The 22,896-nt window shown below is 38.6% G+C and carries 17 protein-coding genes; all 17 read left to right on the forward strand.

Translation table 11 applies throughout. The features are described 5' to 3' along the window. Positions 1-7 precede the first annotated feature (7 nt). Positions 8-511: a type VI secretion system contractile sheath small subunit gene (gene tssB, locus H5159_RS06615; RefSeq protein ID WP_024594566.1), complete on the forward strand. Its 504-nt coding sequence runs from the start codon at positions 8-10 to the stop codon at positions 509-511. Next, positions 508-1,998, forward strand: coding sequence for a type VI secretion system contractile sheath large subunit (gene tssC, locus H5159_RS06620; RefSeq protein WP_182711778.1), 1,491 nt, complete (start codon positions 508-510; stop codon positions 1,996-1,998). The genes tssB and tssC (H5159_RS06620) overlap by 4 nt, the downstream gene beginning before the upstream one ends. 36 nt (positions 1,999-2,034) lie before the next feature. After that, positions 2,035-3,561, forward strand: coding sequence for a type VI secretion system contractile sheath large subunit (gene tssC, locus H5159_RS06625; RefSeq protein ID WP_182780046.1), 1,527 nt, complete (start codon positions 2,035-2,037; stop codon positions 3,559-3,561). A gap of 2 nt (positions 3,562-3,563) precedes the next feature. Next, entirely contained in the window at positions 3,564-4,331 is a 768-nt protein-coding gene (locus H5159_RS06630; protein ID WP_182711776.1) for a type VI secretion system accessory protein TagJ, read from the forward strand. Between the two features lie 17 nt (positions 4,332-4,348). Next, entirely contained in the window at positions 4,349-4,834 is a 486-nt protein-coding gene (gene tssE / locus H5159_RS06635) for a type VI secretion system baseplate subunit TssE (RefSeq protein ID WP_024594570.1), read from the forward strand. Next, on the forward strand, positions 4,831-6,657 hold the full coding sequence (gene tssF / locus H5159_RS06640; RefSeq protein WP_182711775.1) for a type VI secretion system baseplate subunit TssF: 1,827 nt from the start codon (positions 4,831-4,833) through the stop codon (positions 6,655-6,657). The genes tssE and tssF overlap by 4 nt, the downstream gene beginning before the upstream one ends. Further along, positions 6,654-7,643 (forward strand): type VI secretion system baseplate subunit TssG, encoded by a 990-nt coding sequence (tssG, locus tag H5159_RS06645; RefSeq protein ID WP_024594572.1) that lies wholly within the window; start codon positions 6,654-6,656, stop codon positions 7,641-7,643. The genes tssF and tssG overlap by 4 nt, the downstream gene beginning before the upstream one ends. Positions 7,644-7,665: 22 nt before the next feature. Continuing rightward, the gene (gene tssH / locus H5159_RS06650; RefSeq protein WP_182716264.1) at positions 7,666-10,269 is read left to right on the forward strand and encodes a type VI secretion system ATPase TssH; all 2,604 of its coding nucleotides are present in this window, start codon (positions 7,666-7,668) and stop codon (positions 10,267-10,269) included. A gap of 250 nt (positions 10,270-10,519) precedes the next feature. Then, positions 10,520-10,999 (forward strand): type VI secretion system tube protein Hcp, encoded by a 480-nt coding sequence (locus tag H5159_RS06655; RefSeq protein WP_024594574.1) that lies wholly within the window; start codon positions 10,520-10,522, stop codon positions 10,997-10,999. A gap of 73 nt (positions 11,000-11,072) precedes the next feature. Then, positions 11,073-12,950, forward strand: coding sequence for a type VI secretion system Vgr family protein (locus tag H5159_RS06660; RefSeq protein WP_182681464.1), 1,878 nt, complete (start codon positions 11,073-11,075; stop codon positions 12,948-12,950). A gap of 7 nt (positions 12,951-12,957) precedes the next feature. Next, positions 12,958-13,314, forward strand: coding sequence for a hypothetical protein (locus tag H5159_RS06665; RefSeq protein ID WP_024595245.1), 357 nt, complete (start codon positions 12,958-12,960; stop codon positions 13,312-13,314). 35 nt (positions 13,315-13,349) lie between these two features. After that, complete coding sequence (locus tag H5159_RS06670) at positions 13,350-13,640, forward strand: PAAR domain-containing protein (RefSeq protein WP_024595244.1); 291 nt, start codon at positions 13,350-13,352, stop codon at positions 13,638-13,640. A 2-nt stretch (positions 13,641-13,642) separates the two neighbouring features. Beyond that, a complete protein-coding gene (locus H5159_RS06675) occupies positions 13,643-14,671 on the forward strand; it encodes a hypothetical protein (protein ID WP_182780047.1) in 1,029 nt (342 codons plus the stop codon). Continuing rightward, positions 14,668-15,519, forward strand: coding sequence for a hypothetical protein (locus H5159_RS06680; protein ID WP_182780048.1), 852 nt, complete (start codon positions 14,668-14,670; stop codon positions 15,517-15,519). Before H5159_RS06675 ends, H5159_RS06680 begins: the two co-directional genes overlap by 4 nt. Further along, complete coding sequence (locus tag H5159_RS06685) at positions 15,519-21,020, forward strand: RHS repeat-associated core domain-containing protein (protein ID WP_310742391.1); 5,502 nt, start codon at positions 15,519-15,521, stop codon at positions 21,018-21,020. Before H5159_RS06680 ends, H5159_RS06685 begins: the two co-directional genes overlap by 1 nt. A gap of 10 nt (positions 21,021-21,030) precedes the next feature. After that, on the forward strand, positions 21,031-21,888 hold the full coding sequence (locus H5159_RS06690) for an immunity 49 family protein (RefSeq protein WP_182780049.1): 858 nt from the start codon (positions 21,031-21,033) through the stop codon (positions 21,886-21,888). A 143-nt stretch (positions 21,889-22,031) separates the two neighbouring features. Then, a complete protein-coding gene (locus tag H5159_RS06695) occupies positions 22,032-22,874 on the forward strand; it encodes an immunity 49 family protein (protein ID WP_182780050.1) in 843 nt (280 codons plus the stop codon). The last annotated feature ends 22 nt before the right edge of the window (positions 22,875-22,896 follow it).

Raw genomic sequence — 22,896 nt, forward strand, 5'->3', positions numbered from 1 at the left:
GTTCTCTATGAGTATCCATGATAAATTAAAACGAGTTCGTAAGCCTCGCGTACACATCACTTATGATGTGGAAACTGAAGGCACTGCAGTAAAAAAAGAATTACCATTTGTTGTTGGTGTTATGGGCGACTTCTCTGGTGATAACACAGAAGCATTAAAACCACTTAAAGATAGACGATTTGTGCAAATAGATCGTGAAAACTTTAATGACGTTTTAAAGCGCATGAGCCCTTCACTAAAATTATTAGTTGATAATACGCTTAATGATGATGGTTCTGAATTTGAAGTAAAACTTAACTTTAAATCGATTGATGACTTTGAACCAGCAGCTGTTGTAAATCAGGTTGAGCCATTACGTAAATTAATGGAAACACGCAACAAGTTACGCGATTTAATGACTAAGATTGACCGCTCAGAAGAATTAGAAAACGTGCTTGAAGAAGTACTAAGCAACACAGCAAGCTTAGATACAATCGCAAAAGAGCTTAAAATAGAGGAGACTGAAAAATGAGTACAGAGCAACTAAGTACTGAATTAGAGTCTACCTCAGAAGCAACGTCTTCACTATTAGAGCAAGCTATTGGCGCAACTAAGCAAACCGATGCAAGCCGTGCAGAAGAGTTACTTAAAACACTGACAGAAGAAGCCTTAAAAGGGACTGTTCAGTGGAACAAAAACATGACAGTGACGTTTAATGAAGCAATTCAATTAATCGATCAAAAGATCTCAAAACAGCTAAGTGTAGTAATGCACAGCGAAGAGTTTCAAAAGTTAGAAGGCTCTTGGCGTGGATTGCACCATTTAGTAATGAATTCTGAGACAAGCTCTACACTTAAAATTCGTATGCTAAATATGAAGAAAAAAGAACTTCATAAAGATTTGAGCAAAGCTGTTGAGTTTGACCAAAGCCAAACATTCAAAAAAATCTATGAGTCTGAGTTTGGTACTCCAGGTGGCGAACCATACGGTACTATCGTTGGTGACTTTGAGTTTACTAACCACCCTGAAGATGTTGAAACATTAAGCCTAATGTCTAATGTTGCAGCCGCTGGTTTCTGTCCATTTATTTCAGCTTCATCGCCATCATTATTTGGTTTTGATAACTGGGAAGAGCTAACCAAACCACGTGATTTAGAAAAAGTATTTGAATCTCTAGAGTACACTAAGTGGCGTTCATTCAGAGACAGCGATGATTCGCGTTTTGTTTCATTAACTATGCCTCGTTTCTTATCTCGCCTACCTTATGGTGCGGCTTCTAAACCAGTTGAAGAATTTAACTATGAAGAGTTTGAAGTTGAACCAAAAGATGGCCGTTCAGTAAGTACTGATAACAGTGATTACTGTTGGAGTAATGCAGCCTACGCTATGGCAACAAATATGACCAAAGCATTTGCTCAATACGGTTTCTGTACTGCAATACGTGGTGCTGAAGGCGGCGGTAAAGTAGAAGGTCTTCCTACGCATATCTTCACAAGTGATGATGGCGATCCAGATCTTAAATGCCCAACTGAAATTGGCATTACAGATCGTCGTGAAGCTGAATTAAGCAAGTTAGGTTTCTTGCCTCTTTGTCATTACAAAAATACAGATTATGCAGTATTTTTTGGTGGACAAAGCTGTCAAAAACCACAAATTTATTCAACTCCAGATGCCACAGCTAATGCGGCAATATCTGCACGTCTACCTTACCTTATGGCAACGTCTCGCTTTGCTCATTACCTAAAAGTAATGGCGCGTGATAAAATTGGTAGCTTTATGGAAGCTGAAGACGTTGAGTCTTGGTTAAACCGCTGGATCCTTTCGTATGTAAATGCGACTGAGGGTGGTGGTCAAGAGATCAGAGCACGTTATCCTCTAGCAGATGCAAAAGTATCAGTTAAGGAAATTCCAGGTCAACCAGGTGCATATAATGCAGTTGCATGGTTACGACCTTGGCTACAAATGGAAGAGCTTACTTCTTCTTTACGCCTTGTAGCTAAAATTCCAGAGATCGGTTAATTAACTGATCTTTAGCGTTAAGGATAATGCAGTAGAATGAATCACGAAGAGTTTTCATTTATAAATCAAGACTTCGCTTTTGTACAAAAAGCGCAGTCTAGAATAAGTGATAATGAGGCTTTACTCGATAGGTTTTTAAACGAAAAAAACCTAGATAAAGCCTTGTTGTTATGGCTTGAAGGCTCTTCAGATTCACCTATATCTTGGACTAAAGAATCACTTGGTCCTTATTTACAGCGCGTAATTGTTGAACTCGATCAACTCATTTCAGAACAATTAAACCTCATAATTCATAATGATAGATTTCAAAAGTTAGAAGCCAGTTGGCGTAATCTTTGGTGGCTGATACTTCAAAGCGAACAATACGACAAAGAAAATAAAGTAAAAATAAAAGTATTGAACTGCGATTGGGCAACACTCTCTAAAGATGTAAACAAAGCTATTGATTTTGACCAAAGCCTATTTTTTCAACTACTTTATCAAAGTGAGTTTGATAGCGCAGGTGGCGAGCCATTTGGTGTAGTAGTGGGTGATTATGAAATTAGTAACATGTGCTCAGCAGGCACAATTTATAATGACATAGACACAGTAAAAGAAATATCTAGAACCGCTGCCGCTGCTTTCTCTCCATTTATTTGCTCAGCTTCTCCTAACTTATTTGGTGCAGATAACTTTTCTGATTTAGGCTATTACGCAGACTTATTTGACCAGTTTGAACAACCCGAATACGCTAAATGGCAGAGCTTTCGAGCGATGGAAGAATCTCGTTTTATTGGGCTTACGCTTCCTCATGTATTAGTTAGACCGCCATATAGCAATGATGGAAAACGTCATCAAGATTTTTACTTTAAAGAACAAATTAAAGACCCTGAAAGCGATATGCTTTGGGGCAATGCAGCATATCAATTTGTATCTACCTTAATAAGAGCATATTGCGATAGTGGCTGGTTTGGGCACATTCGCGGTATTGAGCCGGGTAAAATTTCAAAGGGTCTGGTTACAGGGCTTGCGAGAGACAGTTTTGCAAACGACACTTATCAAAAAGAAGCAAAGCCACCGCTAAACTTATTAGTAACAAGCAAATTTGAAAAGCAATTTTCTGAACTTGGCTTTATTCCAGCATCATCAGTGACTAATACAGAACACATTGTTTTTTATAGTAATGCATCGGTTCAAAAAACCAAAAACTATGAATCAAGCGCCGCTAATATTAATGCGCGCTTATCTTCAATGCTGCAATATATTTTGTGTGTATCTCGTTTTGCTCACTATTTAAAGCTATTAGCTCGAGACCGTGTCGGCTCTTATAACACGGCACAAGCTTGTGAGCGAGACCTACAAGCGTGGATAAATAATTATACAACGGCTTCAGATTCCTCCTCCGAGCATATAAGAAGTAAGTACCCGTTAAGTAATGCCAGAATAAAAGTCAGTGAAAATAAAGCCAATCCAGGGCATTACTTTTCTGTTTTACAATTACAGCCACATTTTCAATTAGATCAGATGATCTCCAGTATTAAATTAATTACAGAGCTCAGTCCTCATCATAAAATAAAGGAATAGTCATGAAAAAAATACATAGCTTAATTCGCGAGGGGAAACTTACTGATGCATTATCTTGTTGTGCTACAGAGCTTCAAGATGAGCCATTAAACTTTGATATCAGGAGTATTTACGCCGAATTACTTTGCATAAATGGTGAACTTGAAAAAGCCGATAAACAGCTAGATTTCATGGTACAAAAAAATCCAGAATTTGCAGTAGGTGCAGTAAATTTAAGGCACTTAATTCGTGCTCAGCAATCTCGTGTAGATTTTTATCAAGGTAAAGGCATTCCTAAGTTATTTCATGATGCGAATGAGTTAGACACACTATTTTTGAAAATGCATGTTGCTCTGTTAGAAGGCTCAACTGACGAAGCAGCTCAGTTAGCTCAAGAGATGGAGTCTTTAAGAGTTAGCACAGACGAGGCATCAACAAGAGATCTTGATGATTGCTTAAACCCGTACCTAGAGGTTTTAGGTACTAATGGTGAGTTTTATCTAGCAAACTTTAACGAAATTGAATCGTTAAAAATGGAGCCAGTAGAATCTTTATTAGAAAGTATTTGGTTACGTGTTGAAATTACAATTAAAGATGGTCCATCAGGTACAGCTCATTTACCACTTGTTTATATTAACTCTGAATCGGAGCTTGAAAAGCTAGGTCAAGTGTCTGACTGGGTTGAGTTAAAAGATGAATTTATTATCGGTAAGGGCATGAAAATGCTGTTTGTTGATGATGAGGCTATCACCATCCCAAATTTAAAAATAAGCTCACTTGAAACAGCATAATTTAAGCTTAAGCAACCATGATAGAGCATAAACAGCAGCTTCAAGCATCCATTATAGATAGGCTCATTGACGATGAGCCCGACTTCCAGGATGCGCCATCACGTACCGAAGGCATCACTATTAGTGAGCTTAGAAAAAACGTGCGCAGAGATATTGAAGCTTTGCTAAATGCTCGAATTCAATGGCATACATGGCCAACTCAATACACCGAGCTGGCTACTTCATGTTTGTCTTATGGTTTACCTGACTTTTCGAGTATGTCTGTAAGCTCTCACGAAGGGCGCGCATTACTGTGCGAAACCGTCAGAAATACAATTTTAAAGTTTGAGCCACGGTTTCTTGAAGTAGAAGTGTTTACAGATGAAGAAGTACCTTTAAACAGAGTATTAAATTTAAGAATAAATGCGCTTTTATACGCCGACCCTGAGCCAGAGTTTATTAGTTTTGATTCAGAAGTAGAGCCCGTGAACTTGGGTATGAAAATTATTGAGGCATCATTATGAACGATGAGTTATTGAAGTATTACAATCGTGAATTAGCATTTGTGCGTCATTTAGGTAAAGACTTTGCTGAAAAATATCCAAAAGTTGCAGGGCGTTTAAAGTTAAGTGAAGATCATATTGAAGACCCTCATGTCTCAAGATTAATAGAATCTTTTGCATTTTTAACTGCCAATATTAGGCAAAAGCTCGACGATAGTTTCCCGGAGTTAACGGATGCTTTGCTAGGGCAAATGCTACCAGATTACCAAGCGCCAATCCCATCAATGTCAGTTGTTAAGCTCGAAGCTGAGAACTTATCTACGGCAGGGGTGGTTATACCAAAGGCAAGTGAAGTAGAAACTAACGTTGACTCAATGAAGCAATGTAAATTTCAAACGTGTTATGAAACCTACCTTTGGCCTGTTGAAATAACAAATGTGCAATTTGATAATAGCCCATTTGTAGCGCCGAAGCCTCGCTGGCAAGAAAAAGCAAAATCTATTTTCAAAATAGAATTAACAGGTGAGTATAAAGGGGTTTCGCTTGCAGAAACTGGCCTTGAAAAATTACGGATTTTTATCAATGGCCAATGGCATCATACACTTAAAGTTTACGAACTACTGTTCAAACATAGTATTGGTATTGCTATAGACAATGGCGATGAAGGTATTAGATATCTGTCAAAAAACCAATTAAAAGCAGTGGGCTTTGATTCTAACGAGGCTGTGGTTCCTTATTCGCAGCGCTCATCTGCAGGATATCGTTTGCTCGTCGAAAATTTTACTTTTCCTGAGAAGTTTAGGTTTTTTGAGCTTGAAGGCATTCTTTCATCACTGCCTAAGCAATCTAATAAATGTAGTATTTATATTTACCTAGATACTGAATCTACTGAGCTTGAAAAGCAAGTAGATAAAGATATGTTCTTATTAGGCTGTACACCAATAATAAACTTATTTGAACAAGAGCTTGAGCCAATACGACCTGAGATCAGTGAATATGAATATCAGTTAACACCGCGTTATATGGACTCGGAAATATCAGAAGTAATTGGTATATCAGAAGTTATTGCATTTGATCATAAAGGCAATAAACAAATTGTTTCGCCTTTTTATGGTCAAACACATCCTAAATATCATGGACATGATGATTTGTTTTGGCATATTCGTCGAGAAACTGCTTCTTGGGCTGGCGGTTATGTAGAGTCAGGAACCGAAACATTTTTATCGTTAGTTGATGCTACTTTTGAAAATAGTGCGATGGAATATGGTGACGGAAACTCTGTACTTACTGTGCGCGCAAATTGTAGTAATCGCAACCTACCAGCAAGCATGCCATTTGGTGATGACGAACTTGGTTTATTAATGCCTGAGCGCGGCGATGTAATTAAAAAAATTAGATGTTTAACGCCATTTACTCATGCAGTGAGACCTGTATTAGCTGATGCAACACGGTGGCAGTTAGTTAATCATTTAACGCTTGATACCTTTAGTGGTGAAGACGCATGTAATAAGCTTAAAGAAGTTTTGCGTTTATACGATTTTAGAGCATCACCACAAACTAAAGGCATGATAGATAATATTTATAGAGTGGTAATAGAGCCTTCAACTGCCCGTGTGATTCAAAAAGGTAAAGTAAGCTTTGCAACAGGCAGCGAAATTGAAATTACATTTGCTAACGATGATTTTTCTGGCAGCGGCATGTTCTTCTTTGCATCAATACTTGATCACTTTTTTGCTCAATTTGCAGCAATAAATAGCTACACGCGTTTAAGTTTAAGGCTTAAAGAGCAAGAACAAATTTATTATCAATGGCCTGCAAGAGTGGGTGACTGTCCGTTATTATGATAAAGCAAATAATCTCACAAGCTTCTCAAATTGACTTTTACAAAGCTGTTTTCATAATTGAAAATCAGCTAAAAAAGCGTGGCTTAGATTATCGACATGTCGGTTACGACAGTAATCCAAAGCAAGAGTTGATTAAGTTTACAGCTACCCAAAAGTTTGGTTATCCAGGTAATGCAATTACCAAATTAGAAGAAACTGGTTTTGAAGACGGTATGCATAAAGTAACTATGCAGGTTTCTTTTATGGGGCTGACGGGTTGTTCAGGCGCTTTACCCCAGTTTTATAGTGAACTTGTGATGCAGCGTTTACGCTATAAAGATACAACCATGCGTGACTTTTACGACATGTTTAATCATCGTTTAGTCTCACTGTATTACCGCGCTTGGAAAAAATATAAGCCTTCACTTAATCACGTTAATAAAGAAAAAAACAAAGACCCATACACACAAATACTCGGTTTATTAAGTGGTGGCTATAACGAGCACCAACTGCATTTTTCAGGTTTATATAGCCGTAAAATTAGAAATGCATTTGATTTAAAAAATGTACTTTCGTCATACCTAGGTTGTGATGTATCAATCAAACAAATGGTTGGCCAATGGCACGAGTTAAAAGAGCAAGAACAAACCCGTTTAGCCAGCCAGGCATTATATGAAGGCCAGCACGCCCGTTTAGGTGTTGATACCATGATTGGAAATAAAGTATGGGACGTATCTTCTAATATCGAAATCCACATAAAATCAGATGATCCAGATAAAGCAAAACAACTTTTGCCCAAAGGTCCGCTTTTCGAAATAGCTAATCAAATAACAAAAGACTATGTAGGAAATGCTATTAACTTTCGCTTGGTCATTGAGTCAAATTTTCAAAATTTAGGTGCCGCTAAACTTTCAAAAAATGAGTGTCAGTTAGGCGCTAATAGCTTCTTATCTGTACAAGATAACAAATTAAAATCTAACCCTACTAAGTTATCGTTTAAGGGATAATTAAAATTAAAAGGAAAAAAGTATGTCTTCGATGACACTGAATAAACTAGTTGAAAAACTGAGTCCTGATTGCAGAAAAAGCCTAGAAGGTGCTGTTGCTATATGTAATAGTCGCAGTCATTTCACGGTTGAACTTGAGCATTGGTTACTTGCAATGATTGAGCAGCAATTAGATGATGTTAGACTAATTTTTGGCTCGTTCGATATAGATATTGATAAAGTTCAACAGGATTTAAATCAATCATTAGAGTCGTTTAAAACGGGTAGTGAGTCATCTCCTAGTTTGTCAGTGCATGTTACGAGTCTTCTTAAGCAATCTTGGTTAAGTACCAGCATTGAGTTTACAGATAATCAAATTCGTAGTGCATACGTTATTTATACCCTTACTAAAGACGATACATTATCTAGCTTAGTAACACGTTGTAGTAAGTTATTTAATAAAATAGAGCCTGGTCAATTGCTTCATGCATGGCCTGAAATAGTTGCGCAATCTCAAGAGCGCAACCATTCAGTACAAAATGCGTCAACTCAAGCAAATGTTGGTTCTAAAACTCCAAGTTTAGATCAATTTACTGTTGATTTAACTGCCCAAGCACTCGCTGGAAAAATAGACCCTATTCTTGGTCGTGATTTCGAAATTCGTCAAATGGTTGATATTTTAACCAGACGCCGCCAAAACAACCCAATTTTAACTGGTGAAGCGGGCGTAGGTAAAACAGCTGTTGTTGAAGGGCTAGCATTAAGAATTGCTCAAAAAGACGTACCTGCTGTATTACAAAATGTAAAAATTCACAGCTTAGATTTAGCACTATTACAAGCTGGTGCAGGTATGAAAGGGGAATTTGAAAATCGCCTTAAATCGCTTATCAATGAAGTAAAAAATGCGGTAAATCCGGTTATTTTATTTATTGATGAAGCACATACCATGATTGGTAGCGGTGGTGCAGCGGGTCAAAATGATGCGGCAAATCTATTAAAGCCTGCTTTAGCGCGTGGTGAATTACGCACAATAGCTGCAACTACTTGGGCTGAATACAAAAAGTTTTTTGAGAAAGACGCCGCATTAACACGCCGATTCCAAGTTGTAAAAGTTGAAGAGCCAACCCCTGAAAAAGCGGTGGCAATGTTACGAGGCTTAGTGCCTGTAATGGAAAAACACCACAAAGTGTTTATATCTGAGCAAGCACTTGAAGGCGCGGTGCATTTATCACATCGTTACATTACTGCAAGGCAGCTCCCAGACAAAGCCGTTGCATTACTAGATACAGCTTGTGCACGTGTTGCAATGAGCCAAGCATCTACTCCAAATACTATAGAGCAGCTTGTAAATCGCTTAAGCGAAATAGAAACACAAGTAAAAATGCTTAACAGAGAGCAAAAAACGGGCTTAGATCATTCACAGCAACTAGACACATTAAAAGCAGAGCTAATTACAATTGAAGAGCGATTAGCGCCGTTAAATGAGCAATTTAGTACTGAAAAAGAAATTGTGGCTGAGCTTAATCTAGCTTTAGAGCTTATTAACTCTCAAGATGAAGAGTCATCACAAGAGATACTCGATAAGCTAAGACTTAGTAAAGAGAAGCTAGCCTCTTTTGAACATAATATGGTTCATTGGCAGGTTAACGAAGAGCTTATAGCGCAAGTTATTTCAGATTGGACAGGGATACCTGTTGGCAAAATGCATGAAGATGAAATACATGGCATTTTAAATTTAGCACAGCAAATGAAGCAACGAGTTGTAGGGCAAGACCACTCTCTTGATTTAATAGCTAAAGTTGTTCAAACATCTCGTGCTCAGCTAGCAGATGAAAGCCGTCCTAACGGTATATTTATGTTAGCAGGGCCAAGCGGTGTGGGTAAAACAGAAACTGCACTTTCGCTAGCCCAAGAAGTGTATGGTAGTGAAGAAAACGTCACGGTAATTAACATGTCAGAGTTTAAAGAAGAACATAAAGTTTCTTTATTACTTGGCTCTCCTCCAGGGTATGTAGGTTACGGTGAAGGAGGAATATTAACCGAGGCAGTAAGAAGAAAGCCATATAGTGTTGTACTTTTGGATGAGATGGAAAAAGCACACCCAGGCGTACAAGATATTTTTTATCAAGTGTTTGATAAAGGTACAATTAAAGACGGTGAAGGCCGCGATATCGACTTTAAAAACACAATCATTATTATGACCTCAAACGTGGGCACAGATACCACAATGAGCTTGTTTGAAGACGAAGAAAGTAAACCAAGCATCAAAGGTTTATTAAAGGCATTACAAGATGATTTACTTGCTTCATTTAAACCGGCATTTTTAGGTCGTATTAATGTAATACCTTACATTCCGTTAAGTGACGATATTCTTACTGAAATTGCCGCTATTCAAATAAATAAAATAATTAAACGTGTTAAAAAACACTACAATGCCGAGTTAATTTATAATGACGATGTAATTGAATATATTATTGCTAATTGCCAAAATGCAGGCTCAGGTGCACGTAATATTCACACTATACTTCAAAATAGAGTGCTGCCATTGTTGTCTGAGGTTTTACTTTCTAGCATGATTGACGACAAAGAAATTAATAGTATATCGCTATTAGTAAAAGATAATGAATTTGAACTAGAGCTGAATTAAAGGTTAATTAAAGTTAATTTGAAATAACTTGTTATTAAGGTTGTTTCTTTAGTTTGAGGGCATTATAATTTTGGTGCCTGATATCACTACATGGAATTTTTGAGACATTGTCTTCATCTAAGGAAAGGAATCAGAAGGCCTTTTCATTGCTGTATTAAAGATAATGGTTTCAAAGGAATTTTGGTATATACCAAAGTAAAGAATCCAGTATTAATGGATAACATTGTTTAATAAAAAGGAGCATTATCAAATGCAAGCAAATACATATTTAAAATACGGTTCAATCAAAGGCGAAACTACTGCTGAGTCTTTCAAAGATTTAATTACAGTTTTATCTCTTGATTGGAATGTAAGTCGCGAAATTAGCTCAGCTACTGGTACAGCGATGGACCGTGAGTCAAGCTCTACTCGCCTTGGTGACGTAACAATCACTAAACTTCAAGATAAAGCATCTCCGGATCTTTTCAAAGAAGCGACAATCGGTAAAGGTTTACCAGCTGTTTTCCATATCACTAAGCAAGGTGATAAGGTTGAAGAAATCATGAAAATCGAACTTACAGATGCAATGATTTCTAGCTACTCAGTTTCAGTACAAAATGATCGTCCAATCGAAACAATCACTATCAGCTACACAGAAATGATGATGACTGTTACTCCAACAGACGACAAAAATAACATTACTGCTCCTCTTGTATACGGTTACAGCGGTGTTAAAGGTCAACAAATGTAATATTTGTTACCTTATAATGGCTCTGGGCATTGCTCAGAGCTTTTTTTGATCTTTAGGACGGGAAAAGCAAGGAATGCAAAAAGCAACACAAGATAAAAACGTAATTCAAATTAGCACCCCTGTTGGTAAAGATGCCCTCTATTTAACTCGCTTTGTTGCCCAAGAGGCAATGTCTGATTTGTTTGTTATGTCGGCCAATATGTACACTATTGGTAAACAAATCGCGCACGAAGACTTAGTGGGTAAACCTGTATCTATTAAAGTAAAAAATGCAGATGGCGGTGGTGAGCGTTACTACCACGGCATTGTTAGTCATTTGGTTTCAAATGGCAGCCGTACGGCTGATGTTGACGAGCAAAAAAATTATATAGATTATCAAGCGACGATAGTTCCATTCGCAGCTTCAATGCGCAATCGTAAAAATAGCCGCATTTTTCAAAAGAAAACAATTAAAGAAATTTTTGCTGATTTATTTGGCCAACACAATGTTGCCTTTAGCGATAAAACCAGTAAAACCTACCCTAAATATGAATATTGTGTTCAGTATCAAGAGTCTGATTTTGATTTTATTCAGCGCTTATTCCAACAAGAAGGTATATTTTACTTTTTTGAACACTCAAACAGTAACCATACGCTTGTATTAGCTGATGATATTACGGCTTACGAAGTATGTAATGAAGGCAAAGTTGTATTTTCAACTGGCCATTTAAGCGAATCACACGTATCGCGCTGGCAAGGTGGCTTAAGCATTGCCCCTGGTAGTTTTAAACGTGTTGGTTACGACTTTAAACAGCCATCTCGATACCCTGATGGCGAGCAAGCAAACCCTGAGCTTCCTACTCAATCGGTCTCTGAAATTTTTGAATACACGGGCGAGCAAGAGTGCCATCCGCGCGCTGCTAATCTAGCGTCTGTGCAGCTAGAGTCACTGCAAAGAGACATGAAGCTTTCTAGTGGGCGCAGTGATTGCCGCTCATTTACTGTAGGTAAGTTATTTAGTTTTAAAAAGCACGAAGACCCACGTCTTGAAGGTAAAACATTTGTTATTACCTCTATGATGACTTCAATTACAGTACCCAACCAATCAGGTTCGCAGCAGTCATCGGTAGAAGAAGTTTATTCAAATCACTTTGAATGTGTCCCGAAAGAAATCCCTTACAGAGCACAAATAAATAAGAAAAAGCCTGTAATAAACGGGGTCCAAACGGCAATCGTAACTGGCGACAGCGCTGATGAAATTATGATTGACCAATATGGTCGCGTAAAAGTGCAATTTGATTGGGACAGAGAAGGCAAAAAAGATTCTAAAAGTTCGTGTTGGATCCGCGTTGCCCAAAACTGGGCTGGTAAAAAGTGGGGGGCTTTTTTCTTCCCTCGCGTTGGCCAAGAAGTACTTGTGGATTTTATAAATGGCGACCCAGATCAACCTATAATAAGTGGGGCTGTGTATAACGCAGACTTAATGCCTCCGTATGCATTACCAGCAGAAAAAACGCAAAGCGGCATAAAAACGCGTTCTACAAAAGAAGGCGGAGCAGATAATTTTAACGAGCTTAGGTTTGAAGATAAAAAAGGCAGTGAGCTGGTTTATCTTCAAGCAGAAAAAGACAAGCAGCTCTATGTTAAAAACGATCAAAACGATAAGACAGATCACGACCACAACATTGAAATTGGCAACGACAGAAAAACAGATATTGCTAACAACGACACCCTTAATGTTGCTAAAAATCGTATTGCCGAAATGGGTGAAAACGATACTTTAAAAGTAGGTAAAACATTAAATATAGAAGCGGGTGATGAAATAGTTATTAAAACAGGCTCTGCACAAATTAAAATGAGCAGTAATGGTAATATAACTATTGAAGGCACTAATATAAATATTAAAGGTAGTAATGTTAAAGTTGACGGCAGTGCTATTACTTTATCAGCTGGAATGATTAAATTAAATTAGTGCAAATATGGAAATAATAAATAGCTTTCATTCAGGACTTAGAAACGGCATTAATAATAACGGATATGTTGTATATTGCCGTTATGGGCTTGCGCATTTAATATGTTTGCCAATTAATAGGCCAGACGATCCATTGCTAAATCCAGCATTAAGTCACCTAAAAGCAATGAATGGTTATTACGCTAGTCAGTTTTTAAATAATTTACACCCTGTATTAAATAGTGAAGATGTTGTGTCGGGATTATACCAATATGCTATGCAAAGCCCTGTTGCACTTTCAGATTATTCTCAAAGTGAATTAATAGAGTGTTTATCTCTATTAGTGGCGCACAGCAAGTTATTAATTATCCCTTTATTTGATTAGTTTTATTTAAAAATATAAACAGACAAGGAGTCTTTATGGGCAAGCCCGCAGCTACAATTGGTCACATGCATGTGTGTCCCAAAACAACCGGCACAGTGCCGCATGTAGGCGGCCCTGTAGTTATTGGTTCAACTAATGTCTTAATTGGTGGAATGCCTGCTGCGCGCAAAGGCGACATGATGGTGTGTATTGGCCCACCAGATAGTATTAAATCGGGTTCTGGCTCGGTTAAAATTAACGGTAAGCCTGCAGCTAGAATGGGCGATGACAGCTCCCACGGCGGTAAAATTGTTGTTGGCAACCCTACAGTATTAATAGGTGGCTAACCTTGCTATCTACATACCTAAGTAATCATAAAGCGCAACTGCTAGCAATTAGTGAAGCACAATATTGCCCTTTTACATGCGTAGGTTTTATTAAAACGCTTAAAACAAAGCTATTAGAAGCATGTTGGTTAACGGCTAAGAAAAATAACGTCCCACAAAAATTTAGCCAGCCAGATTTAGTGCAATTAATCACTTTTTTACAAAGTGACCCCAATATTGATTCCACTGCACAAGCATGCGTTGAGGTAATGGCTAATTTGCCTCAAAACATTAACTTAGCGTTTATTAACGCTTTAATGAACGAGCCTACCTTACATAGCCTAACTAAATTAATTATTTATAAAGTTCTGTTACAGCAACACAGCTTGAATTTAATCGCTTATATTGACTTAAAAACTTTGTGCTTTGCATTAACCACTGACAAAGAGTCACTTGAGCATTTACAGCCAGCGTTGGAGCAAAATTTATTAATAAGTAGCCCAGCCAAAAATACCGAAGTAATAAATACGTTTAAACACTTATGCAATGCTGGGCTTATTAATTCTCCGTTAATGTCGCTTTTTTTATTATCACTCAGTTGGGAACAGGTGAATGTAGTTGGCAACCATGCAAGCAACACTTTAACGGTTGACCAAACCATGCAGGTATTACTGCAAAGTAGCTTTGCAAAATTAATTCCATTAGCTAATACTTTTTTAAATAAAGTTGAAGAACCACATACCATTATTGCTTTAATAAGGCGCTTGCTTGGCGATAAGCTTGATTTATTGGTGAGCTTTGAAACACAACAGCAAGCATGGCAAGGTGATGAGTTATCGTGTAGTGAATTTAAGCGTCAGTTACACACTAACTGGCCAAAGTTTGAGGGCGAGCTTTCATCTTCGCGCTTAATAGCAGGTAAAGCGCTAAATACTAAGTTAAATGCTATAGAAATGTCTGCTATGGATAGCTATAGCCAAGCTGTATTTAACTTATATAACTACTACCAATACGCTACTGCTAAAAAGTTAGCTGCGGAGGCCGTGTTGTGAGTGCTTTTAATATTAATATGGAGTGTTTTTTAGCGCCATTTTCTCAAGACATAGATGAGCTTTTATACGGCGAAGAGTCTGCATCAAATGAGTTTAAAGAATGGCAATCGTGGAATGCATGCATTTACGATTGCATATTAAAAGCAAAAGAATTATTTGCAAAAGTTGAAGACTTACAAGCACCTTTAGTTTGGTTGCTTCCTGCGCTTGAATACCAAGGCGAGCTTAAGCAACTTTTGGCAAATAGTTTAAAACAGTTATTTCCACAGCATGTAAGTCATATTTTGTTTTATGGTGCTACAGCCGCTAATACAATGATCGAACTTGTGCAAAAAAATCAGTGGAAAAAGGTTAACGTACTTGCAGTAGACGCAACATACAAAGCAAATATAAATGGTGAATATGCCTATCGAGGTGTTGGTGGTGCATTTGCAACTGTTACAGCGGTTAAAACTGGTTGGATGCAACAAAGCCACGAACTGGCTCCATCTGTAGATTTTATAAAGCATAACCAATTAAGTGGGATTTTTTCTAACATTGCGCTTAATAGTAAAAAACGAATAGATTTTATATGTGCGCCAGGTAATGGCGTAAACCACGAAAGCGATGTGTGGTTAACAAATTTACAATTGCTCAGTAATTTAATTAGTGAGCATACACATTATGAATTACCTAATTACAAATTAGGTAAAATTGGTGCGCTTGAAGGACTCGTCAATTTATATCAATTGACCTCAAGCCCGGCTATTGTAAATCACTTTAAACATGCGTTAGTGATTTCTCAAGAACAATCAAAATACCAGGCCGCAGCATCATACTTATGGATAAGTGAGGAAGTACACAACTAATGCAAAGTAATACAGTTGTTTTACAAGGATCAAGTTACCCCATTTGCCTCGTTGCTGGTAAAGGCCAAACGCCCTCTGGCTATGCACCTGCAGTAGCAAACACGGCACAAAGTGCTAAACAGCAAATAGCTGAAATTGGTGGTGCGCTAACTGGTGACGCTGCCAAACGTCTTGATGTAATTAATTTATTAAATAGTGCTGGCGTTAACTGCCCACGCAGCGCATCAGCTCGCGAAACCGCAAGCGTACTTACCCAAGCTTTAATAGCTGGCGCAGTAACGTGTTTCCACCAAAAAGCAAAGTCGGCCATTCAAGTAAGCGATAATACTAATAGTGGCTCAGCGGGCAAAAAGTCGAACAAAAAATCAAGCTCAACCGCATCAGGTAAAAGCGCATCGCAAGCACCCGCTAAAAACACTGGCGGTGCAAGTAATAACACCGCAAGCGAAGAGCCCATTACAAATCAAGAGTGCCGTTCAGATCCGGTATCAATGCTGTCGGGCGAAGAAATCCTCCCGCTTATCGACTTTACATTGGCGGGCAGCCGCCAATTAGTGTGGCGACGTTTGTATCGCTCATCTCATGCTGATGTGTGTACAACAATGGGTAATGGTTGGCGCCATGACTTTATGGCAAGCCTTACAGAGCATTACTTGCCGCCGCCAAAAGTGGGTCCTAAACAAAAAGGCACCTACTGGTTAGAGTACCAAGACGAGCATGGCGCTAAACATAAATTTGAAAAGGTAAAACCTGGCCAATCGAGCTATCAGTTAAGTAGTAACCTTGCGCTACATTACCAAACAAATGGTAAGCAAGTACTTGTAACGCCAGACGACCAACACCTTACCTTTAAATCAGGCGAAAGCGCATGGTTGCTTGAAAAAATAATTAACGAAAAAGGCCAAAGCATCGCGTTTTATTACGATGCGAAAGAGCGCCTACACCGTATAGAAGTAAACAAAGTACGTGGCTGTATAATTAGCTACAACGCGCAAGGTTTATTAAGCAAAATAGCAGCATATTGCACAGATAAAAACAACAAACAGCAATTGCTATCGCCATTGCTTGCAAGCTACGAGTACGATGAAAACAAAAACCTTGTTCAGTCTACTAATCAGCAAAACGAAACTGAGCGTTACGCCTACAACGCCGCTAATTTATTAACAAAGCGTACCCGAGCCAGTGGCTTTAGCCATCATTTTGAGTGGGATAGCTACTCACCCAGCGCAAAATGTATAAAGCAGTGGGGCGATAACAATACATATACCTACCAGTTTGAATATAACTCAGAGGCTGGTGAAACAATTTGTATAGACTCTCGCGGCCACAAAGAGCACTTTGTACATAACGCACAAGGTAAACTGGTAAAACATACCGACCCTAACGGCAATGTTTGGCAATATACATACAATGCACAAGGCCAAAAGCTCAGTGAAATAAAGCCCGATAGCAGCATAACGCGCTATACCTACACACCTTTCGGCCAATTAGAAACAATAACACAGCCAGATGGTAACCAAACCCATTTTGCCTACAACCAACTTGGACAACGTGTATTAACTACCTTACCTGATGGCCAAACCATTACGCGTAAATACAGTGTGGCTGGCTTATTACAAAGCGAAACCTTTGGCGATGGCCGCACCACGTTATACAGCTACGATAAGCTTGGCCAGTTAACCCAGCATATAAATAAAAACGGCCAAATCACTAAGTTTATTTGGAACGAACAAGGTGAGCTTTTAGCAAAACACCACAACGATGAGCTAATACGTTACAGCTACGACAGCCTAGGCCGCGTAAATGCCACACTTAATAACGCAGGGTTACTCACTCAATATAAATACAATGAGCACGGCCAGCTTACGCAAACAATTGCCTTTGATGAAAAAGAGCCTGAAAATAAACAGCATCAAAATTTTAGCTACGACGAAGCAGGGCGATTAGTTAGCTCGCAAAACAGCAAAGGCGATACCACAGAGCAACACTTTGAAGGGCTAAGCCAACCGCATTGTGTTATTCAGCCTGATGGCAGCGCACTGCATTTAACGTACGACAAAGAGCGAAACTTAACAGCCATCGAGCGAAGCGACGGCCACGTATACCGCATAAGTTACGACGCTAACGAAAACCCAACACAAATAACCGGGTTTGATGGCACGCTACAGCAATATAAGTACGATGCTTGTAATCGCTTAGCCTCAGTAACGCAAAGTAATAAACGCCATGTAAAAATAGAGCGCGACAGCCTTGGCCGCGTAACTGCGCAGCATGCAAGCCTTGCAAGCGACTCACATATAATTAATAACGCCAATTACTACAGCTACACAAAGCAAGGTAAAATTGCGCGTGCACATAATGCGCAATCAACACTTAAACAAACGTTTGATAAAGGCGGCAGGCTACTGTGCGCCGAGCAAGTAAATAACCAGCAACAAGCGCATACCTTAAAATACAGTTACGACGAATACGGCAGAAGGCAAACCCTTACCCTGCCAGACTCAACCACGCTTAAATACAGCTACAACCAGTTTGGCCAGCTAAGCGGCATTAACTTATTGCAAACCAACAGCAAAGAGGTTGAACTTGCAAAGCAACTTGTAACATTAAGCTACGACAGCCAAGGTAATATAAAAACCCAGCAGTTTGGTAACAGCATTACCCTGACTCAGCAGTTTGATGCATTCAACCGTTTAACGCAGCAACAGCTTACACACCCAGCGCAAACATTATTTGATACCTGTACGTACAACTACGACAGCATCAATCAGCTTATAGCCCGTAAAAACGAAGGCGTAAGCAGCCAAAATATCAATTTTGAATACAACAGCCTCGGCCAGTTAATACAACAAAAATTGGCAGGCTCACGTGCTGATACAACCACATACTACCAGTGGGATAGCTTTGGTAACCCACAAAGCCAAACAGTTAAATCAAACACAAGCGATGCAGACACTAAAGATACAAGCACGTGTGATAAAGAAGCTAGCGATATAGCTAGCGGCAACCAAGGTGCAAAACATAAGGCTGCCAGTAATGAGCATACAGCCAGCTCTTCTATTGATTTAACACGCGCCACGCATAGCGAATACAAAGAGTTAGCGCCAAATAATAGTGAAAGTAGTAGTAATGCTGACTCAGTAATAAACAATGAAGGCACTAACAACACCACAATAAACAGTGCCACCGACGCCGACCGCCTAACACACTTTGGCGACAGCGACTTTTACTACGATGAGTTCGGTAACCAAATACGCGAAACCGGCAAAGGCATTAAAACCCGTCGTGAATACAACGCGTTTAATCAGTTAAGCTGTTTTAACAACAACGGCACGCTTACCCAATACGACTACGACCCACTAGGTCGTCGTATCGCCAAGCACACTGAGCACGGTAAAATTGACTACATTTGGGATAACGACCAGTTAATCGGCGAATGCCAACACGGTGAATATACCTGGTATATCAACCTGCCGAATCAATTTCACCCAGTTGCGCTGATTAAACAAGGTGAGGTGTACTACTACCACCTAGACCAACTTAATACCCCACGTTTTGTAACAAACAGCAGCGCGCAAGTAGTATGGGAAAACCAAGCCGATGTGTATGGTTATGAAGAACCAGAAGTCGAGTTTGAGTTTAATAAAGAAAAAACCTTCACTCAGCCAATACGCTTTCAAGGGCAATATTTAGACGAGGAAAGTGGCTTACATTACAGCCGCTACCGCTATTACAGCCCCAAACAACAGCGCTTTATAAACCAAGACCCAATAGGGTTAGTGGGTGGGATAAACCATTACCAATATGCACCCAATCCGGTGAATTGGGTGGACCCGTTTGGGTTAATGTGTGAAGAGGGTGAGAAGAGCTTAAAAGAAGCGCTTGAAATAAGTGTTGCTTCAGGAACTATTAGTGGTGAATTATCTTATAAATTATTGCAATCCGCTTACGATGGTAATTTAACGCCAAAAGATATTAAAGAACATCTAGGGTCATTAACAACTCTTTCAACACCAATTAGATGGATACCCCCTAGTGTTTTAGATAATAAGTTAGGGGCGGGTGGTTATAAAGAGGCCTTAGCTATAGATGATGAAGAAGTACTGCTTATTCCAAAACGTAACTCTACAAATATGAACCCTGCGACTATTGAGGATATTAAGCATGAAGCGAGTATTTTAGAAGAGATTAAAGCGTTAGGGTTGCCCGTTGTAACAATACCTGAATTCGGAAGTACGATTACTCCAGGCGGCAGTATTATCCAAGGTGGTATTCAAGAGCGCATGTTATTTAATGGGCGTGATATTACCAAAGAAACTATACAAGATAATGAAGCGCAAGGATTTGCGAAAGATAATCTTGCAGCTGTTTTGTCTCAAAAATCTTTGGATGAATTAGAGCGTATATATGCAATTTTTGAAGAGAAAAATATATTCGTTAAAGATCTACAATTTATGTATGGTGCTGATGGCTTACCAAAAATTGCTGACCCGCAAGAGGTCATAGTCGGAGCACCTCATGACATTGTAGATGAATCTTTGAATGATATAGCCAAAGAATATCGACTAATCAGTAAAGCATCTGAGCCAAAACCAATTCAAAAAGCTAAGCCAAATAGTGAGCAAGATGCAATATTACTAGTAAGCAAGCTTAAGTCTCCCGATAAAGATAATTACAATGTTTACACTAATCACAAAGGTAATGTAATTGTTTCGCGAAAAGATAAAAAACAATCAGCGAAGTTACGCTACGAAAATGGCACATTAGTAGAAGCCAATGATAAAATTGATATTCCTCATGATGTAGAGGTAAAGCTTACTTTAGACCATGAGCAATTAACTCCTGCAGATAAAGAGAAATTAAAAGAGTGTGCTGATAAGCGTGATAAGGCTGTAAAAGCTCGAAACGAAGCGCTGGATATGGAAGAGGGCTCAGAGCGAGAACAAGCGCTTAAAAATGCACGAAGCGATATGCGAAATGCAAGTGAGGAGCTAGGGGAAGCAGCGGCTAAAGCGTATATAATGCATGAATATCCTGATGCAACTCCCCTAGAATCAAATCTCCCAGGTGATGGTAAACAAGGCCAGTTTGACCAAGTTTATTTAATTGATGGAAATCCTCCAGAGGTTATTATTGTAGAGGCTAAGGGTGGTGCATCTGATTGGGGCAGCCGTATGGCAGAAGAAAAAAGAGCTCAACAGGGAAGTACTGAGTATATGCAATCTGTTATTAACAATTACACTGAAAAATTAGAAAAACTTCAAAATCCTGAAAAGAACCCTGCCTATGGTCAAGTTGGGAAAGAGGAGTTAACTAAGCAAATAAAAGATTGTAAAAAGAACTTGAGAGCGATTCAAAGAGCGCAAAAATACTCTAGAGTAAATGCAAAGTTAAGTCCGCCTAAAGCTCCTGTAATTAAGTATATTGGGATCAAGCAAAAAGCCAATGACAGTGGAATGAAGAAAACTATTGAAGTTACAAAGTTTAAAGTAAAAGTTTAAAGGGTAAAAAATGATAAAAAGTCACTATAGTTATGGCCAAGTTTCTTATGATGATATGGTTGAGGAATATATTGAAGATGACGAGGATAGCCTCTTTCTTATAAAAGCAGGCGGTGGTATGTCTTTTCATGAAGAATTTAAGCGAAACCTCATTAGGGCTTTTCCTTTAGAGGCGGTAGAGAATCCAAATAGCAAAAACGCATGGCTTTATTTAACACGCGGACAGCAAATGGCTTTAGCAGCATTTCAGAGTAACGCAAGTGTAGGTAAACCATTTATAGTAGCTTACGACAATGACTTTATAGAGGTTATAGGTGAGGCTGATGATTTCTCAACTAAGGTTGAAGTGTGGTTCCCTGCTTTATACAGCGCTATTATATTGCGTAATAAACTCGCGATTGATTTTTTAATAACGATTGATAATAGCGTTTTTGCAGAGGCTAGTTTAGGTGAGCAAAACCGCCCATTTGACTACGCATTGGTTAATTTACTGAAAGCACTATTTACGCCAGGTGCAAATTTAGCTTCAGCAATCGAAAAAGCATTAGTTGCCAGTAACCCCGATGATTACGAAGATTTTGCCTATTTATATGCCAGTCGATTAAAATGGCCTCTAGTAGATGTTATTACGGCAATTATTAGTGATGAGGGTGAGCATGTTTATAATGAAAACATGAAAAAAGCGCTATTACTTCATCAAGAATATTATAGTAACGCTGATAGAGATCAAAATCGTGCCGGCGCTATTTCAATCCCTCTAACAGCAATGGCCGTACTGGCTAAAGATGTAAAAGGGTATGATTTAACCGTAGAAAATGGCTATATCCCACAGTGGGTTATTGATGGTAAACCTGCTGAATATAAATAAAGCAGTTTTATATATGAAGTGCAGTTATAACTTTTATAATCAATTAACTGCTAATATTTATTACTTATACAGTATTTTAATTATTTTTATTGTATTAATGAAAACGCTAAATTTACATTTTATAGCATTACGAAGGCATAAAAATGATTGAGAGTCACTTTACTTATGAACACCTAGACCATACAGGCATGCTTGCAGAAAATGACAGCCATGAAGATCATTGGCCAAGTATTCAACGAAATCCATTTACAGAAGTACCAAGGCTATTTAAACGAAATTGTGAGGATTTACTGCCTACAGCAGCACTAATTGAGCCGAATGAAAATAGGACGTGGGGCTGTTTATTGCGGGCGCAATCTTTAGGGATAGGTATATTTGAAAGTAATGAACGCTCTGGCAATGCCTTTCCATTTCGAATTATAGATGACCACGTAATGGTTGTGGGTCGGCGCGACTATGTTAATACGAATTATCAAACTTGGCTTACAACTTTTTATTTGAGTATTTTGGCACGTAGCTTTGAGTGGGAAGGAATCGAGTATTTAAAATCTATCGATATCTCTATTTTAGAAAATGCAGAGTCGGGAGCATCTTTAACTCCCTTTAATTTTGCACTAGTGGAGTTATTAAAAACAGTATTTACCTCAGGTTCAGATTTAGCGGGAGCATTAGAAAAAGCATTAGTAGCTAGTAACCCTAATGATTACCCTAATGATGAGGAATATTTATATGCAAGCCGTATAGAGTGGCCAATTCCTTCAATACTGATGGCTATATTTAGTGAAAATGGCGCGCAAGAGTACAATGAGGAAATGCAAAAAGCATTATTACTCCATAAAGAATACTACAGTTCACATGCAAGAAAGGGGGATAGAAGAGGCGCTATTTCAATTCCACTCACAGCAATGGCTGTACTAGCAAAAAAACTATATGGTTATCAGCTCGATATTAGTAATAATTATATTCCGTCTTGGTTAATTAAATAACATACTTAAAATTAGGTTTATA

The sequence above is a fragment of the Pseudoalteromonas sp. SG43-1 genome (assembly GCF_014164415.1).
GTDB lineage: Bacteria > Pseudomonadota > Gammaproteobacteria > Enterobacterales > Alteromonadaceae > Pseudoalteromonas > Pseudoalteromonas distincta.

What these genes read in the sequence shown, in the direction of transcription:
- tssB (WP_024594566.1), top strand. Translation starts at nt 8, where the DNA reads ATGAGTATCCATGATAAATTAAAACGAGTTCGTAAGCCTCGCGTACAC.
- tssC (WP_182711778.1), top strand. Translation starts at nt 508, where the DNA reads ATGAGTACAGAGCAACTAAGTACTGAATTAGAGTCTACCTCAGAAGCA.
- tssC (WP_182780046.1), top strand. Translation starts at nt 2,035, where the DNA reads ATGAATCACGAAGAGTTTTCATTTATAAATCAAGACTTCGCTTTTGTA.
- H5159_RS06630 (WP_182711776.1), top strand. Translation starts at nt 3,564, where the DNA reads ATGAAAAAAATACATAGCTTAATTCGCGAGGGGAAACTTACTGATGCA.
- tssE (WP_024594570.1), top strand. Translation starts at nt 4,349, where the DNA reads ATGATAGAGCATAAACAGCAGCTTCAAGCATCCATTATAGATAGGCTC.
- tssF (WP_182711775.1), top strand. Translation starts at nt 4,831, where the DNA reads ATGAACGATGAGTTATTGAAGTATTACAATCGTGAATTAGCATTTGTG.
- tssG (WP_024594572.1), top strand. Translation starts at nt 6,654, where the DNA reads ATGATAAAGCAAATAATCTCACAAGCTTCTCAAATTGACTTTTACAAA.
- tssH (WP_182716264.1), top strand. Translation starts at nt 7,666, where the DNA reads ATGTCTTCGATGACACTGAATAAACTAGTTGAAAAACTGAGTCCTGAT.
- H5159_RS06655 (WP_024594574.1), top strand. Translation starts at nt 10,520, where the DNA reads ATGCAAGCAAATACATATTTAAAATACGGTTCAATCAAAGGCGAAACT.
- H5159_RS06660 (WP_182681464.1), top strand. Translation starts at nt 11,073, where the DNA reads ATGCAAAAAGCAACACAAGATAAAAACGTAATTCAAATTAGCACCCCT.
- H5159_RS06665 (WP_024595245.1), top strand. Translation starts at nt 12,958, where the DNA reads ATGGAAATAATAAATAGCTTTCATTCAGGACTTAGAAACGGCATTAAT.
- H5159_RS06670 (WP_024595244.1), top strand. Translation starts at nt 13,350, where the DNA reads ATGGGCAAGCCCGCAGCTACAATTGGTCACATGCATGTGTGTCCCAAA.
- H5159_RS06685 (WP_310742391.1), top strand. Translation starts at nt 15,519, where the DNA reads ATGCAAAGTAATACAGTTGTTTTACAAGGATCAAGTTACCCCATTTGC.
- H5159_RS06690 (WP_182780049.1), top strand. Translation starts at nt 21,031, where the DNA reads ATGATAAAAAGTCACTATAGTTATGGCCAAGTTTCTTATGATGATATG.
- H5159_RS06695 (WP_182780050.1), top strand. Translation starts at nt 22,032, where the DNA reads ATGATTGAGAGTCACTTTACTTATGAACACCTAGACCATACAGGCATG.